A 17,144-nucleotide genomic window follows, 5' to 3' on the forward strand; every position below is an offset into this window, starting at 1 on the left:
TTACTATTGTAGAATTCATAAATAGTCTATACCTTTGCGGCACGAAAAAAGGCCGAATTGTTACAGGCACAATTTCAGAACAAATGGCAAAAGCATCAGAAGTAAAAAATGGAAATATCCTTCGTTTTAACGGAGAGTTGATTCAGGTAGAAGAGTTCCTTCACCGTACTCCTGGAAATTTAAGAGCCTTTTATCAGGCCAGAATGCGGAATGTGAAAACCGGGAAACTGGTAGAGTACAGGTTCCGTACTGATGAAGAGGTTACAATTTGTCGTGTAGAAACCAGTGATTATCAATATCTGTATGAAGATGGCGAGTTCCTGGTGGTCATGGACAATAACTCTTACGAACAGTTTAACATTCCAAAAACTTTGTTTGGAGAGAGTGTTAAGTTTTTGAAAGAGGGAATGAATGTGGTCATCGCATTTGAAAGTGAAGAGCCGATCATGGCGCAGACACCTTCTCATGTAGAGTTAGAGATCACTTATACAGAGCCCGCTGTGAAAGGCGATACCTCTACAAATGCATTGAAATACGCTACTGTGGAAACAGGAGTAGAAATAAAAGTCCCGATGTTCATCAACCAGGGCGATAGAGTGAAGGTTGATACACGTACTGGTGACTATATAGAAAGAGCAAAATAAGAATTTTCATAGTTTAGTTTTAGGTTTAGGTTGATTGTGGCTTCGGAGTGGTTCCCGAAGCCATCTTTTTTTATACGATTTTGTGGAAAGCAACTACTTAAACGCCAGGAGCAGGACTTTTTCCTGTCCTGCATCATTTTGACTGGCGGCGGTAATTTTACCTTTATTGATTCCTGTCATGAAGATGGCCTGACTTTTTGGCGCCGAAATGGTATTGTGAGAGAAATGTGTAATTTGCACCTTATATTTTGGAGCAATGCCCTGCCTGTGGTTGAAAAAATCCGAAATGGTCCACGGGGGTCAATGCGAAAATTAGCTATAATGAAGAAATCGGAGATAAGAAAAGAAATTATGGTTCGCCGTACTGCCTTGTCCAAGGCTGAGATGGTTGAAATCAATGCATCATTGCTGCGTCAGTTCAGCATTCTTGACTTCACAGAGATCAACTCCATCCATATTTTCCTGCCCATCGTTGAAAAGAATGAGCCCGATACCTTTTTGATGATTGACTGGCTGAAAGCGCATCAGCCCCAAATTAAAATTATTGTACCTAAAGCTGATTTTGATACAGCATTGATGACCAACCATCATTATGAGGGAAAAGAAGACCTCCAGGAGAACCTGTATAAAATCCTCGAACCCCAGAAGGGGGCGCTTCATACAGGGGATGTCGATATGGTAATTATTCCCTTGCTGGCCTTCGACATGTCCGGAAACCGGGTGGGATATGGAAAAGGTTTTTACGACCGGTTTCTCCAACCGATGGGCACGAGAAAAATCGGGCTTTCTCTTTTTTCGGAGCTTACAGTAATTGATGATGTAAATGTGCATGATGTGAAACTGGACGAATGCCTGACTCCCGAAAAACGGTATGTTTTTCCGGTCGTTTTTAAGTAGTATGAACGCTTAAAAATGTTTTTCCAACACAAAGTGTGTTGAAGGAAATTGAGTTCGACAGAAGACCTCTATTGCGTTTTTGAAGTTTCAGAAATCCCGCTCAGCGAGATTATGTGATAACGTGGGTCAATTTTTCAATTATTGACCCACGTTTTTTTACGTGGACATAAAACGGATAAATTGGCCCAGGTATAATGGGGATGTGCAATAAAACGCTATTGATATTTTCCGTTCAGCACGGTGGCAGCAATCTGCGACTGGCCGAAGCTGTAAGGAAGATAAGCCAATGAGCTCATCGGCCTGGTGAGGATCAGGTTTGCCCGCTTTCCGACGGTGATGCTGCCGGTCTCGTTGCTCAGTTCCATTGCTGCTGCACCGTTCAACGTGCAGGCATTGATCACCTCTTCAGGCATCATTTTCAGTTTGATGCAGCCCAGTGAAGCCACGAAGTTCATGTTTCCGGAAGGTGTTGATCCCGGGTTGTAATCGCTGGCAAGTGCCAGGGGCACATCGGCATTCATCAGCGCCCTCGCATTGGCATATGGAATGCCGAGGTAAAAGGAACAGGAAGGTAGCAGCGTTGCTATGGTGCTGCTGTTTGCAAGTGCCTGTATGGCATCGTTGTCGGTTAGCTCCAGGTGGTCTACAGAAACGGCATGGTGTTTAATTCCCATTTGTACCGCGCCGGATATGGAGAGCTGGTTGGCATGTATCTTCGGCAGCAAACCATAATTTCCGGCAGCATCCAACAGCCTGTTGGTGTCATCCAGAGAGAAAAACCCATGTTCACAGAAGACATCCATATAATCGGCGAGGCCTTCACCGGCAACCCTTGGCAGCATTTGGTCGATGATCATCCGGATGTATCCCTCGTGGTCCTCTTTGTATTGCTGTGGATAGGCATGCGCGGCCAGAAAGGAAGCCCGGATCGGGATGGGAAAGGTCTCCTTCAGCTTTCTGATGACACGCAACATTTTTATTTCTGCATCGGTGCTCAGTCCGTAGCCGCTCTTGATCTCCAGCGCTCCGGTACCCTGCGTAATCATGTCACGCAGGCGACTGGCTGCAGACTCGAAAAGTAGTTCTTCAGGAGCATGCTGCAGTTTTGCAGCGGAATTGAGGATGCCCCCGCCGGCAGCGGCAATCTCTTCATAACTTTTTCCTGCAATTTTCATGGCAAATTCCTCTTCCCTGGGGGCTGCAAATACGATGTGGCTATGGGAATCACACCAGGAGGGCAGCACGAAACCACCGCCTGCAGAACGTGTCTCCAGATCGCTGGGCAGAGATGTTGGCAATGCATCCATCGTTCCGAAGTTGCTGATCACTCCATCTTCACAAAGGATCCAGGCATTGTGGATCTGGTCTAGCCTGGCCATGTCCTTTCCCGGAAGGACGGTCTGACCTGCCGGCTGTAAACCGGCAAGGGTATGTATGTCTGTAATCAGCAGTGCAGCCATGGGTTTTATGGGTTGAGTTCCAGTAGTACCGGGCAATGATCCGAGTGGACTGCATCGGCCAGGATGGTTACATTTTTTAAGCGGTCCAGCATTGGTACCGTCGCCAGGTGGTAATCGATACGCCAGCCCAGGTTCTTCGACCTCGAGCCTGCACGGAAACTCCACCAGGTGTAATGGTGCGGATCCTTATTGAAATGCCGGAAGGTGTCAATGAACCCGTTGTTGAGGAAAAGCTCCATCCATTCTCTTTCTTCAGGCAGGAAACCGGAAGAGTTGGCATTTGATTTAGGGTTATGGATGTCTATGGCGGTATGACAGATGTTGTAGTCCCCGGAGATGATCAGGTTAGGGATTTCCTTTCTCAATTGTTCGGTATAGGTGTCGAAAAAGCGCATGAATTCATACTTTTTCGTTTGGCGCTCATCACCACTTGATCCGGAGGGCATGTATAAGCTCATGAGGGAGAAAGTGTCGAAATCGGCCCTTAAGATGCGTCCTTCTTTATCAATCCATTCCTCGCCACAGCCATATTCCACATGATTTGGTTTGATCCTGGTCAGGATGGCGACGCCACTGTAGCCTTTTTTCTCTGCGGGAAACCAATAGTGGTGATAGCCGAGTTGTTCGATCAGTACGAGTAGTTCTGGGATCTGTGAGGGCAGTGCCTTGACTTCCTGCAGGCACACCATATCGGCATCCATGGCCTGTAGCCAGCCAAGGAAGTTTTTTGTGGATGCGGAGCGGATGCCATTTACATTGTAGGATATGATTTTCATTTTTATTGTGACTTAAAGTTATGGAAGTCAGCCTTAGCTGGGGCTGGTTTATAAATTGTTGGTTTGAGTTGGGTCTTACATTCTGAATTTTTCCAGCTGGTGGTTGCGCATGGCCTTTTCCAGCTTGCGGGCCTTACTGCGTTTGAGTACGGTAATGGTCATGCTGACGTCCTGCAGGGGCCGGTCCTGTTTACCGGTGTTTACTGCAGCTATGCGGTCGATCATTTCTTCGCCCAGCACAATTTCACCAAAGGCCGTATAGTTCCGGTCGAGGTGGGGTGTGCCACCAATACTTTTGTATACTTCACGCTGATGGGCCGGGATTTTGAATTTCAGCCGTTTTGTTTCCACATCGTCGAGCTGCTGATCGCTGAATTTTTTGCCCTGAACAAGGTAAAACTGGCATCCGCTGGATGCCTTTTTGGGGTTGTCGTCCCTTGCAGCGGCAAGTACCCCACGTTTATGAAAGATGCTGTCGCGGAACTCTGCCGGCACGGTATACCCCACGTCGCCATCACCAAGAGAAGCTTCGGCCTTCGCATTTTTAGAGTCCGGATCACCACCCTGGATCATGAAATCCCTGATCACCCTATGGAACAAGGTGCCATTGTAAAAGCCTGATTTCGTGAGCTTCAGAAAGTTGTCGCGGTGCAGGGGTGTTTCATTATAGAGCTGTATGATACAAGAACCCTTGGTGGTGGTGATCCTGACATACTGATGCGCCGGTCGAGCAGAAAAAGCAGTAGAAAAGCACATGCAGAGGATTAAGGTCCAGAATTTCTTCATTATGAGGAGTCAGTTTAAAGGGTAAAGTTAAAATATTTCAAATCGTTTTCTTATCATAGGTCAATAACGTGGCTATTTATTCCGCTTATCTTTGTGACATCATTAAAGAAAAGAATTATGAAAAAGGTATTTTTATTCCTGGTTGCCATATCAATCAGCGCTGCGACCTTCGCACAAACAAAATGGACGGTAGATCCGATGCATTCTTTCGTGAATTTCTCTGTAAAGCACATGGGAATCTCATTTGTAGATGGTGCCTTCACTAAATTTGATGGTGCTGTTGAAGCCTCTAAAGTAGACCTTACCGATGCAAAAATCAACTTTACTGTTGACGTAAACAGCATTGATACCCGCGTTGAGCCACGTAATAACCACTTGAAATCTGATGATTTCTTCAATGCAGCACAATTTCCAACAATGACTTTTGTAAGTTCTTCTTTCAAAAAACTATCCGGAAACAAATATGAGCTGGCTGGAAAGCTGACCATCCGTGACGTAACTAAAGATGTGAAGTTTGCCGTGGTATATGGTGGTACCGCTAAAGATCAGCAAGGAAACCTTAAAGCAGGTTTCGGTGCAACGACTACCATCAACCGTTTGGACTACAACATCAAATATGATCCTACAGGAATGGGCGTAGCTAAAGATGTCACCATCTCCCTGAACCTTGAATTTGCACAGGCAAAATAAATCCTGCTGACTTGCCGGAGCAGCTTTCGGCAGCTATAAAAATATACGAGGGCATTTGAACGCCACTGACCCCCGCATCAGTAACTGTTCAAATGCCCTTCTGCTTTTGTAAAAACCTGTAAAAAGGGACTTTGCAGGCAGCATGACGACTTTATGGCAGTGCGCTGGGCCGTTAACCTTTAAACTCAATGTGTTTCGAAAAGGTGATGCATTGGGAAAAGCATAATTTGTTCTGAAAGATAATGCGTTCCGAAAAAACAATAACGTGTTCCGGTAAGCATAAATTATTCGGAAAAAAGGAACAAATCCAGTTGCAGGAGATGCCTGGTAAGAATGATGATCAAAAGAAAATAAAAACAAAGTAATGTCGACCTTATCCCAATTTAAAACGTTCAGCAGTAACTTACCAGAAATGGACTACCTGATGCCGGTGCTGTTTGTGGGTCATGGCTCACCAATGAATGGTATTGAAGACAATGAGTTTAGTGCTCAATGGGCGTCCATGGCGAGGGACATTCCCCAACCCACAGCGGTGATTGTTGTTTCTGCGCATTGGTTTACCAGCGGCACACACCTGACAGCCATGGATTTCCCAAAGACCATCCACGATTTTGGAGGCTTTCCCCAAGCGCTGTTCAATGTCGAATACCCTGCACCAGGCAGCCCACTGGTTGCTGAGGAGGCAGCGGCACTGATCCACAGTACTACAGTAGGGATGGATCACGACTGGGGCCTGGACCATGGCGCCTGGACAGTCATCAGGCATATGTACCCTCAGGCGAATGTACCTGTATTGCAGCTCAGCATTGATTACAACAAAAGTCCGGAAGAACACTACCGCATTGCTGCCGAGCTGTATCAGCTCCGAAAAAAAGGAGTGCTGATTATGGGGAGTGGAAATATGGTCCATAACCTGCGGATGCTGAACTGGGAAATGATGAATGGTGGTGGGTACGACTGGGCCCTGGAGGTAAACACACGTTTTAAAGAGCTGATCATGAACAATGACCACCAGCCATTGATCTCCTATCAACAGCTGGGGCGCGCCGCCATGCTGGCCATCCCGACACCAGAACATTACCTTCCGCTCATCTATACGCTGGGTTTAAAAAATGATCAGGAGAAGGTGTCGTTATTCAACGACAAGGCTATCGGAGGGTCGCTCACGATGACTTCCCTGAGGATCGGCGACTGAAAATTGCATTTCTGACGCAGCATTGATTTTCTAAGTGTATATTTATGTTTTGTGGCGGCTGATGTGCTGCCCATGAGACATTGCCATCGCGAAAATTTATGATGCCTGATACTAAAAATACCTGCTTTAAGACAGCATTTCTAATCCTTGTCCTGACCCTGCTGGTCACACCGGGCATCCACGCACAGAAAAACCAGAAAACAGGGGTGGTGGTGCTGGGCAATGGCAACGCTGCAATTGCCGCGGCCTTCCAGTCGGCCTTCTCTGGTGTAGAAACCACTATTTTACTGGAAGCAGAGGAGTTTCATATAGATGGTGCCACAGTGGGGACATTTTTCCGGCAACCGGGAAAGCGCATGGCTGCGGGGCTGGAGTTGGAATTCCTGAAACGCATGCGTAAGGCTAAAGGAATGAAAGACAGTGCAGAAGTGTATGTTGACCAGAGCAGCGCAAATGCAGTGATCAAAGCTTGGGCAGACAGTACCAAAAAGCTGCGTATCATTCCGCGGACACGTTGTACCAGAATTAAGACCAGCGGCTCCGGCTGGGCGCTGGAGCTGGAGGATGACGGCCGTATTAAAGCTGCCGTGCTGATTGATGCAGGGCCTTCCGATCGTGTAAATGCAACTCTTGGTCTGGGAAAAACAGCTCTTTTGTGGTCTGATATCGACTATAAAGACCTCAGGTATCGCACGAGCATTGCTGGCGTTCTGAATGAAAGCACAAAAACAGCGGCTTACCTTTCACTTTATAAGTTTTTTAATCCTGCTCAGAATAACTTTATCTCCCTGAATGGAGAGCAGCACGTCTTTTCTTCAGGTCAGGCCGCGGGAGCAACAGGGGCCTATGCAGTCTTCTATCATACCAAAACCTCTTTATCAAACCTTAAAGCCATACAGGCGGAATTGATCAAATATCGCCTGCCGCTGATGCCTTTTGATGATATTAATCCGCAGGATACCAATTGGAAAGCCATTCAGTTTTTGGGCTTATCTGGGTTTCTGAAGGCCGGAGGGCAGGGGAACGCATTTTCCTTTCTCCCAACGCAACCCGTACAAACGGAGGAGGTAAGGGATGTCATCAAGTCTTATTATTATAAAGCCCAGCTATGGTTCGACGATTATCAACCTGCGGAGATGACCATTGCATCTACACTGGATCTGGTGAGTAAGGTGGGAAATAAAGCGCTGGAAAATACGCGTAAGGAAGTAGAGAAAAAATGGAAATCCAGGTATGCATTTACAAGTGCCTTCGACGAGAAACATGTGGTCAGCAGGATCGAGTTTGCCGTAATTCTCTACGATTATCTGAACCCTTTTGACGTCAATGTTAGTCCTGAAGGCAAGGTAATAAGATAACTTAAAGAGGCAGAATAACCTATAGATACAAGATAATCCGGGGGTGTAAGATAGCTTAGCGGTGCAAGATGATTTCGCGGTGCTGAGTGACTAAACGGGAAAGAGAATTTAATGCATCCCAAACGGACAGTGGTTTTAAGCGCAATAAACAGAAGTTAATAGCAAACAAGGTTTAACCAGTGGTCACCATTTTACAATAACAAGCCAGTTTTAACAATAGCAAACCAAAGTTAATAGTAATAAGAAGTCTTCTAGTAGTAAAAAACACGTATGAAAAAAATATACTTACTCAACATATTCTGGAGCCTTGTGTATGCGCCAGCTGTCGTCTCTGGACAAACAAATACAGGCCTTACGGTGGAAAAAATCATGAGTGATCAGAAGTGGATTGGAGTAGCTCCCACGAATTTAACCTGGTCTTCGGACAGCAGGTCCTTATTCTTTGACTGGAATCCGGAGCGAAAGGTGAAGAACGAAATTTTTGAAATCGGTATTGGGGGCAGCTCCTTTAAACCGCGTAAGACCGAGGAAGAGAGCCGCGACAAGGCTGTTGGTCTTGATTTTGGCGATGTGGGCAAAGGTGGTATCCGTCTTGGGGAGAAAGACGGTGACCTCTATCTTATGGAGGTTAAAACCGGGAAGATTCAACAGCTGACCCATACCCTGGAAAGGGAGAGCAAACCTGTGCTGTTGTTAAATGGTGATATTGCTTTTCAGCGTGGGCAGGATCTTTTCTGCCTGAACAGGAAAACAGGAATTCTCACACAGCTCAGCAATTTTGTAAAGGGAAAAAAGCCCGACAAGGCTGAGCCGGAAGGGGAGGGTAATGCACAAAAAAGCTGGCTGAAAGCCGATCAGACGGCATTGTTCGACGTCATTAGGGAGCGGAATGCAGAGGGGGAGGAGCTGAAACGTTCCAACGCGGCCCGGCAAAAGCCGACTGAAAAAGAGCCGCGGCCCATTTACCTCGGTAATGGCTTCCTGTCGACCGTTGTGGTCAGTCCTGACGGAAGGTTTATCAACTACAAACTGGTGATCTCTCCCAAGGAGCTTCAGGGGACAGTTGTGCCCAACTATGTGACATCCTCGGGTTTTACAGAGGAAATTGAGGCCCGAACGAAGGTGGGTGATGCCCTGCCCGAGTACCAGAGTTTCATTTTTGACCGCGTACGGGATACAGTTTATGTCATTAATACCAGCACCATTCCCGGGATCAGGCAGCTTCCGGACTATGTAAAGGACTATCCGAAACAGCTTGAAGAGCGTACGAAAAAGAACGAAGACCGCAAGGTCAACATTTCCGGGGTCAAATGGAATGCCTCTGGCAGCCTTGCTGTGGTCCTGGTGGAAGCACAGGACAACAAGGACCTGTGGATCCTGAAGCTGGATGCGCTGACAGGTGCGCTAAGCCTGGTTGACCGCCAGCGTGATGAGGCCTGGATCGGCGGGCCTGGTATTGGTCTATGGAATGTTGACTGGCTGGATGATAACCGCATTTATTTCCAAAGCGAGGCATCAGGATACAGCCACCTTTACCTTGCAGACCTGCGCAGTGGCAAGAAGAAACAGCTGACCTCCGGGAAATGGGAAGTGCAGCAGCTGCAGCTGTCGAAAGATAAACGGACATTCTATTTTATAGCCAACAAGGAACATCCTGGGATTACCCACTTCTACAAGATTGGCGTTGAGGGTGGAGCGCCCTTGCGGTTGACCAACATGAGGGGGGGCAATGAGGTGCTGCTCAGTCCGGACGAACAATGGCTGGCCGTCCGCTATTCCTATATGGACAAACCCTGGGAGCTGTATGTGCAGCGCAATAAAGCAGGAGCAAAGGCAGTACAGGTGACGCAGTCGACCAGCGCTGAGTTTAACGCCTACAAGTGGCGGCAGCCGGAGCTCGTATTGTTTAGGAACCGTTATGGTGCTGATGTCTATGCGAGAGTATACCCTGCGGCAAACCCTCACCCCAACCATCCTGCAGTCGTATTCGTACATGGCGCCGGTTATCTTCAGAATGTGCACTACTGGTGGAGCCAGTATTCGCGGGAGTACATGTTCAATAACCTGCTTGCTGACAATGGGTATACGGTGATTGATATTGATTACACCGCAAGCTCCGGTTACGGCAGGGACCATCGTACGGGGATCTACCGGCATATGGGCGGAAAAGACCTGAGCGATCAGGTAGACGGCGTAAAAATGCTGGTAGAGCGTTATCAGGTGAACCCTAAACATGTGGGTCTGTATGGTGGTTCTTATGGCGGATTCATCACACTGATGGCCTTGTTCAATGAACCCGATGTGTTTGCCAGCGGTGCTGCGCTGCGGTCGGTGACCGATTGGGCGCATTATAACCATGGGTATACGTCCAATATCCTCAATGAACCCTACAACGATGAGCTGTCGTACAAGCGCAGTTCACCAATTTATTTCGCCTCGGGCTTAAAAGGTGACCTGCTGATGTGTCATGGAATGGTAGATGTAAATGTACATTTTCAGGACATCGTGAGGTTGTCCCAGCGCCTGATTGAGCTTGGGAAGAACAAGTGGGAGCTGGCGGTCTATCCGGTAGAAGACCATGGCTTTGTGGAGCCGAGTAGCTGGACCGATGAGTATAAGCGCATTTTTAAATTGTTTGAAACCACATTGAAACGGTAACCGAAAAATATCAGCAGGCAAACTGCACCAAAATCTGCTGATACATAAAGTTACGACGCTATAAGGCTTGCGTCGCTACAACATGGCCTTCCTAAATCAAAGAAAAAAAGCGATTTAGGTGAATAATAAGGTGATGGGTGGCATGGAGAAGTTCCACAATAAAGAATAGATGCAATCTAATTTAAGAAGGGCAATTATAGATTTTGTTTATATGGTTATTGGTAATAAGTATCTGGAATGTCTGGAGATTCGTTGCAATTGAGCAGATATAGGTTTACCTTTGTGCAACGAAAAAAAAAATTATGATAAACATAGGACAACAATTTCCATCATTCTCGAAAACCGCAGTAGTTAGCATTGAAAAGGGTAAAGAATTCGAAACCCTTACATCTGACTCATTAATCAACGAAAACAATCAATGGACTTGCATGTTCTGGTGGCCAAAAGATTTTACTTTTGTTTGCCCTACAGAAATCGCTGAATTCAACGCCAACTATGGTGAATTCCGTGATCGCGATACTACTTTGATCGGTGCTTCTACAGATTCAGAAAACGTTCACCTGGCTTGGAGACACAACCATGATGACCTTCGTGGTTTGAAATTCCCAATGCTTGCTGATACTTCTAAATCTCTTGCTGAGGCATTGGACATCCTGGAGCCTAATGAGAAAATCGCGTTCCGTGCTACGTTCATCATCGATCCTCAGGGTATTGTTCGTTGGGTAAGTGTAAACGACCTTAGCGTTGGCCGTAATGTGAAAGAAGTTTTGAGAGTACTTGATGCTTTACAAACTGACGAGCTTTGCCCTTGCAACTGGGAAAAAGGTCAGGAAACATTAACCGTATAATTTTACTGTTTTAAATAAAGAATCCCTGTAAAATGCATTTTTGCAGGGATTTCTTTTACCCTAAATATTCGATATCATGACTGAAGTTACAGAAACCATACAGGAATTACTGGCCGTTGTAGGCCTGGATACAGATTATAGAAACGAGAGCCTTGGCCTTTTGGAAAAGGGCAGTTCAAGATACGTGCGTGATCTGAAGTTAAACTTTAGCAGCACCTTTACCTCTTCGCACATGACGGAGAAGGAATGTGCGCTGCTGGCACTGAGCATCGCCGTAAACAACAACAATAAAGTGCTGATTGATTTCTTCGAGAAGCTGGCACTGAGCAAAGAAGCTACTGTTGAGGAAATCGGTGAAGCCGCAGCATGTGCTTCATTGCTGGCTCTGAACAACGTATTTTACCGTTTCCGTCATTTTACGGGAAAAGAGAAATATACGCAGATCCCTGCACGTGTACGCATGCAGATTATGAGTAGCCCGGTAACAGGGAAAGAGTTTTTCGAGTTAATGAGTATTGCTGTATCAGCCGTTAACGGATGTGAAATGTGTGTAAATGCACATGAGAAGTCAATTCTTGGCCTTGGTGCAACAGAAGAGCGCATCTTCGATGCGGTACGTATTGCGTCCATCGTCACGTCAGCGGGAAAAGTGATTTATTAGTCCTTGTGCAGAATTTGTCTTCCGGAGCTGGTATTTAGCATTTGTTGCTTTGTCTGGCGCGGGAGGAAAAAAAAGAAACATACGATTCGCGGCTGAAAAGCTTGCGCTGAAGGGCGCAAACGTTTCTATGCCGCTCACAGTATGTTTCTTTTTTTTTGCAGGGAGCTCAGTAAAGCGTCTTATGGTAACCGGGGTGTCGGAATATGATCCCTGCAGGGGGCGATTACATCATAGAGAGGGACAGGGGTGGACGACGTGCAATTCGGGATGTTTGACCGCACTTGAGGTTTTATTTATTGCCGACGCCATAGTTAATACTTGTCCCCGCATTCTTTTTTGTGGTCTCACCATCTAAGGGGGTCATTACTCTACTGCCTTTGTATTGTCGCCCAACTTTGGCAGAAAATTAAGTTGTGGTTTCCTGTTCTTATTACGTTGTGTGATTCCTTATTTTATTGTGAGTCGTTATTTTATGTGGTCGGATTGATATTGTATGTCGTCGGCTTGATCAACCTGACCTTATCGCTGTTTGTTCTATTTCTGTTGATCCAGTTTTGTCTTTACAAGTTTGCTGAGCTGACTTTCCGCGGTCAGACCTTCGATTTTCAAGAGGTAGTCCTTTAATATGGTTTTGATCTCCGCTGAGGGTTGTGTTTGGAGTCTGGGCAGGACATTGTTGTTGATGCGCAGCAGGAGATCGCCGAGGATGTTGTCGCGTTCTTTAGCGTCGGCATGCTCAGCTCTCAGCAATTGCCGGTCAAAAGCCATTTTAATCGCTTCTAAGACTTTCTCTGTTTCTTTATGTGTAATGGTGTAGGAAATTTCCAGATCTTCAATTGTGAGCAGTTTATCAGCTTCGGGCATCATGGTAGATTCCCTGATAAAGGAAATGATGTTATCGATATCCGTTCGGTCGAGGGCATCCGGTTCATTTTCGAGTGAGCTCCCGATGGCCATGGCGAGTGCTTCCTCAACGTTTTCCCTGCCATGTTTTTTTGCGAGGGCAGCCTTCTGCGCGTTGAGGAATCTGAATTGTGCCGACCTGACACTGGAAACGTTGTTCAGCAGCAATACCTGTTGCAGGGAGTCCTGCAGTATTTCGTTGGGATCAGCTTTAGCAAACCAGGTATCAAAGGCCTTCTGTCCTTTGCCGGAACGATCACCCTGAGCTTTGAGGCTTTCCAGGTAGCTGCCAACAAAACCCGGATCATATTTATGCAGCTCATAGTCCTCAGCCAGGGAGGTCATGTCAGCCGTATTTCCGGATGTTTTCATTATGCTCTGGAGCTGATCAAGGAAACGTTCGGGGCTGGTACTGGCACCCGTAATCCGGTAGTAGGGCCTACCATCATCCCTGATGGCAATGTAGCTCGGGTAGGTCTGCACCTGGTATCTGCCGGCGAGGTCACGGCCATCATCTTTCAAGCCATTGACCCGGGCAACAATAAAATTCTGCGAAAGCTGCTGCTGTACCTGTGGCCGAAGAAGTATCTTTTTTTTCATGAACTCACATCCGGTACATCCGTCAAAATAGAATTCTATCAATACATTTTTACGGGTCTTTCTGGCTTCCTGAATGGAAGTCTCCAGCACCTGTGTATAAGTTGGTCTCGAAGCTGTCATCTCGACCCGTTGCGATCCTGACTGTGCGTGAGCTGTTGTCAGCGACGTCATCAGTCCCAGCACAAGGACCACCTTAGTATGACTGCCGATTTTATGGAATTGCATAGGCGTATAAGAAGATTGATGAAAGCAAGCTAATTTAAAAAAGCAAGCTAAATAAAAAACACTTCCGCTGCCATTTTGTAAAGCATTATTTACTTTCCGAGCCATTCTTTTTTTGTAAACCATCGTAATTTATCGAATCATTCTTGCTCGCAAAATTATTCTTACCCGATAAGCCATGCTTTACCTGATCATTACTCTTAATCCAAAAACATACTAGGAACTATTCATTGAACCTTCGTTATTGCATAGCCACCCAGATCACTTAACACAATAAATATAACATGTCGGCAAACCTTTTGTAAACATCTTCCAAAAACACCTCACATCTGCCTAACCTTCGGATATGCTCCATATTTGGACCGCGGAATTCCTCAGGTGAAAAGTACTTTACGTCCTCCGGGATCTTCAGCATATCGGCTATTGCAACAGCAAAAAACTCCCTGACGCAAAAAAAGCCAGCGGAAGCTGGCTATAAAACACTGGTAACGCATCATCTAATGCGTACCGCTAATGTAGAATGTTAAAAAAGGGGTTGTGTTTTGAAGACATGCGAAGATTTGCCCTTCAGCAAATATTCGAGGATGAAAAACACAACCCCTTTTTTATGCGAGATTTCGGCCCGCATTCACGATTCCGTAAACTGTGCGGATCGCCAGTTTCTCGAAGGCTTGCTTTTCCGCGCCTTCAGGGTCGTTTTGCAGCTGTTCAAGCGCATAATGCTGGATGAGCACCAAAGGAAGTACGATCTTTTCCCTGACGGCAATGGAGCGCTTTTCGACTGGGTAATTTTCCATGAGCGTCTCATGTCCCGAAAGGCTCAGCAGCATATTTTTAGACAGCTCAAACTCATCATGGAGCATTTTCCAGAAGTCGCCATATTCCTTATCGTTGGCAAAGTGTGCCGTGATGGCGAAGTCGGACTTACTCATGGACATCATGCAATTGTCGATGATGGTTTTAAAGTATCCCGATTCCTGGTAAGTCTTGACGATATTGTCCCAGTTACCTTTTTCTTTTTGATTTTTAAGGGCCGTACCAATACCATAGAAGCCCGGTATGTTTTGTTTCAGCTGACTCCATGCCGTCACGAAGCTGATGGCACGCAGGTCTTCCAGTTTGAGGGCTTCACCGGAGTTTCTTTTTACCGGTCTGCTGCTGATGGTAATTTTAGACAGCAACGTCAGCGGCGAGAATTTCTCCAGGTAGCTGAGGAAGAGCGGGTGTTTGCGGAGGCTGACAAAGGCCTCATAGCTGTCGCGGGCCATATTGTCGAGCAGGTCTTTATGCAAAGGGTCCAGGAGGATGTTGTGTGTCTCTTTCATCCCTGCGGAGATCCCTGCGTTGATCATCTGTTCGATGTTAAACTCGGCACTATCGATGGAGCCATACTGGGAGCTGATGGTTTGTCCCTGGATGGTCAGCTGGATATTTTTGTTGGCGATTTCCTTGCCCATGGAGGCGTAGAAGCGGTGGGTTTTGCCGCCGCCTCGAGAAGGAGGGCCACCTCTGCCGTCGAAGAAGGCCAGCTGGATGTTGTGTTTGTTGGCCGTTGCGGTGAGGGATACCTTGGCATTGAAGATGGACCAGTTGGCCATCAGGTAACCTCCGTCCTTGGTGCTGTCGGAGAAGCCAAGCATGATGTGTTGTTTTCCGCCTCTGCTTTCCAGGTGTTTTTTATAGAAAGGATGACTGTAAAGTGTTTCCATAATTTCGGCAGCACCTTCGAGGTCATGGACTGTTTCAAAGAGCGGCACGAAGTCTACTGTCAGTTCATCTTCCGTCCATCCGTTCCAGAGGAAAAGTTCTATGAGCTGCAGGATGTCGCTTGCTTCCTGGCAGTTGCTGATGATGAACCTATGGCAGGCCAGCTCGCCATTGCTTTGCTGGATCTGTTTAATTTCGGCGATGGTCTGCAGCGTATCCAATGTCAGGGGGTCTGGCTCCTGTGTGAAGTTGATCTTGGCACTTTTAAAGACCATGGTGTCAATTTTTTCCGCTTCACTGAGCTCATCATAATTTTCAGGAAATATGGATACCAGCGGCTTGTTATTGCGGCAATAAGTATGTACGTCCCTAAGGATCCTGCTGTCCTGTCTGATGTCAAGGGAAGCAAAGTGGCTGCCGTAGAGCTCTACCTTGCGAATGAGGTCGGAGACCACATCTGTAAAGAGGCCATCATGACCATCATTGAGGGTCGTTTTAATTTTATTGAGGTGTTCAATCAGGAACTCAGCGATATTTTCTGAGCCTGTATTGGGATCAAAAGCATTTTTATAGAGCACGTCATGGATCAGGGCGAGGTCATCTTCGACCCCTCTGAAGGTGATGCGTCGTTTCAGGTTTTTGAAATCGCGGTAGTAACACCTGAAGAGTATCTGGCGCAGCATTCGGGCCACCTGGATGGTAGAGTCGATGTGCACGTTTGGATTTCCATCTCTGTCGCCCCCAGGCCAGAAGCCCAATTCAATGATCTTTTTAGACTCCAGGTTATAGTCATTCAGGCTTTTGTCCACTTCCGACTGGATGTTGGCGGCGGCGAAGTAGAATACGTTTTCCAGGTACCATGCGAGGCTGAGTGCTTCATCTACCGGCGTTGGCGATTTCTTGTTAAAGAAAGGCGTTTTTCCCAGCTGCTGCAGCAGAAGGTCTATGCTGGAGATGTCATTTTTCTTGATGGCCGCGGTGAGGTCGGTGATGATAGACAGGACGCTGCCCGGATAAAACTGGGTAGGGTGGGCCGTCAGCACCAGGCGCATGGAAAATTCTTCAATGAGCTTCTCTATTTTGTTGTTGAGTGACGCGTTGTCTACCCCTTTTTTAAGGTAAGACAGCAGGGCACTGTGTTCTTCATCCGCATTCAGTTTATTGAATGAGGCATCTTCAACCGCATCAAAAAGTACCACCTGACGCTCGATGTATTGGATAAAACGGAACAGCAGGTCGATGATGTCTTTGGTACTATTATTTTGCGTATACTTTTTAAAGAAGGCATCGATAATTTCTGCCGGTTTCTCCCGCTTATTGACTCCATCTTCACAATATTTGATAAAAAGGGGGAGCAAAGTACCGGTGTCTTTGATCTTGTAGAACGGAAGGGTAAGGAAAAGGCTGTTGTATAACTGAAAACGGGAGATCACTTCGTTGTTAAACAATGATTCACGCTGGCCTTTTGCACGTAATTTCTGCATCATTTGTAAAAGTATATTGATTCGCGATCAAGCTAGTAAAAAGTTCCGAAAAACTGAGTAAAAGCGCAGTAAAATTATTTTGATCTTTTCTGTAGATTGCGTAACTTAGTAGAACAGAGGATAAGCGTCCTTTTAAAAGTATGAAAGCTTTTAGTATAATGAGCGTGCTAATTGCTGAAAATTAATAATTAATTTTTTTTGGGATAAAAAAGCCGTTAAGAATTTCTTAACGGCTTTTTTATGAAAATATAATCT

At 46.3% G+C, this 17,144-nt stretch carries 14 protein-coding genes; 8 read left to right on the forward strand and 6 right to left on the reverse strand.

Going from position 1 to position 17,144, the window contains the following annotated elements; translation table 11 throughout:
- Nucleotides 1–83: 83 nt before the first annotated feature.
- Nucleotides 84–644: an elongation factor P gene (efp, locus tag PBAL39_RS12130; protein ID WP_008241791.1), complete on the forward strand. Its 561-nt coding sequence runs from the start codon at nucleotides 84–86 to the stop codon at nucleotides 642–644.
- 93 nt (nucleotides 645–737) lie between these two features.
- Here efp and PBAL39_RS25355 read toward each other — a convergent pair whose 3' ends face one another.
- The gene (locus PBAL39_RS25355; protein WP_008241792.1) at nucleotides 738–884 is read right to left on the reverse strand and encodes a hypothetical protein; all 147 of its coding nucleotides are present in this window, start codon (nucleotides 882–884) and stop codon (nucleotides 738–740) included.
- Between the two features lie 81 nt (nucleotides 885–965).
- Here PBAL39_RS25355 and PBAL39_RS12135 point away from each other — a divergent pair, with 81 nt between their 5' ends.
- Complete coding sequence (locus tag PBAL39_RS12135; protein ID WP_008241793.1) at nucleotides 966–1,541, forward strand: 5-formyltetrahydrofolate cyclo-ligase; 576 nt, start codon at nucleotides 966–968, stop codon at nucleotides 1,539–1,541.
- A gap of 215 nt (nucleotides 1,542–1,756) precedes the next feature.
- Here the strand turns inward: PBAL39_RS12135 and hutI are convergent, their stop codons facing one another.
- The 3 genes from hutI to PBAL39_RS12150 all read right to left on the reverse strand — a co-directional run bounded on the left by hutI (nucleotide 1,757) and on the right by PBAL39_RS12150 (nucleotide 4,563).
- On the reverse strand, nucleotides 1,757–3,001 hold the full coding sequence (hutI, locus tag PBAL39_RS12140; RefSeq protein ID WP_008241794.1) for an imidazolonepropionase: 1,245 nt from the start codon (nucleotides 2,999–3,001) through the stop codon (nucleotides 1,757–1,759).
- 5 nt (nucleotides 3,002–3,006) lie between these two features.
- On the reverse strand, nucleotides 3,007–3,777 hold the full coding sequence (locus PBAL39_RS12145; RefSeq protein ID WP_008241795.1) for an exodeoxyribonuclease III: 771 nt from the start codon (nucleotides 3,775–3,777) through the stop codon (nucleotides 3,007–3,009).
- A 75-nt stretch (nucleotides 3,778–3,852) separates the two neighbouring features.
- Nucleotides 3,853–4,563: a peptidylprolyl isomerase gene (locus PBAL39_RS12150; protein WP_008241796.1), complete on the reverse strand. Its 711-nt coding sequence runs from the start codon at nucleotides 4,561–4,563 to the stop codon at nucleotides 3,853–3,855.
- A gap of 117 nt (nucleotides 4,564–4,680) precedes the next feature.
- Between PBAL39_RS12150 and PBAL39_RS12155 the strand changes: the two genes are divergently transcribed.
- From PBAL39_RS12155 to PBAL39_RS12180, 6 genes are all read left to right on the forward strand, one after another.
- Complete coding sequence (locus tag PBAL39_RS12155; RefSeq protein ID WP_008241805.1) at nucleotides 4,681–5,253, forward strand: YceI family protein; 573 nt, start codon at nucleotides 4,681–4,683, stop codon at nucleotides 5,251–5,253.
- Between the two features lie 364 nt (nucleotides 5,254–5,617).
- Nucleotides 5,618–6,448 (forward strand): 4,5-DOPA dioxygenase extradiol, encoded by an 831-nt coding sequence (gene ygiD / locus PBAL39_RS12160; RefSeq protein ID WP_008241808.1) that lies wholly within the window; start codon nucleotides 5,618–5,620, stop codon nucleotides 6,446–6,448.
- Nucleotides 6,449–6,546: 98 nt separating this feature from the next.
- Nucleotides 6,547–7,806, forward strand: coding sequence for an FAD-dependent oxidoreductase (locus PBAL39_RS12165; RefSeq protein WP_008241809.1), 1,260 nt, complete (start codon nucleotides 6,547–6,549; stop codon nucleotides 7,804–7,806).
- Nucleotides 7,807–8,076: 270 nt separating this feature from the next.
- A complete protein-coding gene (locus PBAL39_RS12170; RefSeq protein ID WP_008241810.1) occupies nucleotides 8,077–10,464 on the forward strand; it encodes a prolyl oligopeptidase family serine peptidase in 2,388 nt (795 codons plus the stop codon).
- A 302-nt stretch (nucleotides 10,465–10,766) separates the two neighbouring features.
- Nucleotides 10,767–11,312, forward strand: coding sequence for a peroxiredoxin (locus PBAL39_RS12175; protein WP_008241811.1), 546 nt, complete (start codon nucleotides 10,767–10,769; stop codon nucleotides 11,310–11,312).
- A gap of 76 nt (nucleotides 11,313–11,388) precedes the next feature.
- Complete coding sequence (locus PBAL39_RS12180) at nucleotides 11,389–11,973, forward strand: carboxymuconolactone decarboxylase family protein (protein WP_008241812.1); 585 nt, start codon at nucleotides 11,389–11,391, stop codon at nucleotides 11,971–11,973.
- Between the two features lie 534 nt (nucleotides 11,974–12,507).
- Here the strand turns inward: PBAL39_RS12180 and PBAL39_RS12185 are convergent.
- Nucleotides 12,508–13,701, reverse strand: coding sequence for a thioredoxin family protein (locus PBAL39_RS12185; protein WP_008241814.1), 1,194 nt, complete (start codon nucleotides 13,699–13,701; stop codon nucleotides 12,508–12,510).
- 602 nt (nucleotides 13,702–14,303) lie between these two features.
- Nucleotides 14,304–16,892: a phosphoenolpyruvate carboxylase gene (locus PBAL39_RS12190; RefSeq protein WP_008241816.1), complete on the reverse strand. Its 2,589-nt coding sequence runs from the start codon at nucleotides 16,890–16,892 to the stop codon at nucleotides 14,304–14,306.
- Between the last annotated feature and the right edge of the window lie 252 nt (nucleotides 16,893–17,144).

It is taken from the genome of Pedobacter sp. BAL39 (assembly GCF_000170795.1).
In the GTDB taxonomy this organism is placed as follows: Bacteria; Bacteroidota; Bacteroidia; order Sphingobacteriales; family Sphingobacteriaceae; genus Pedobacter.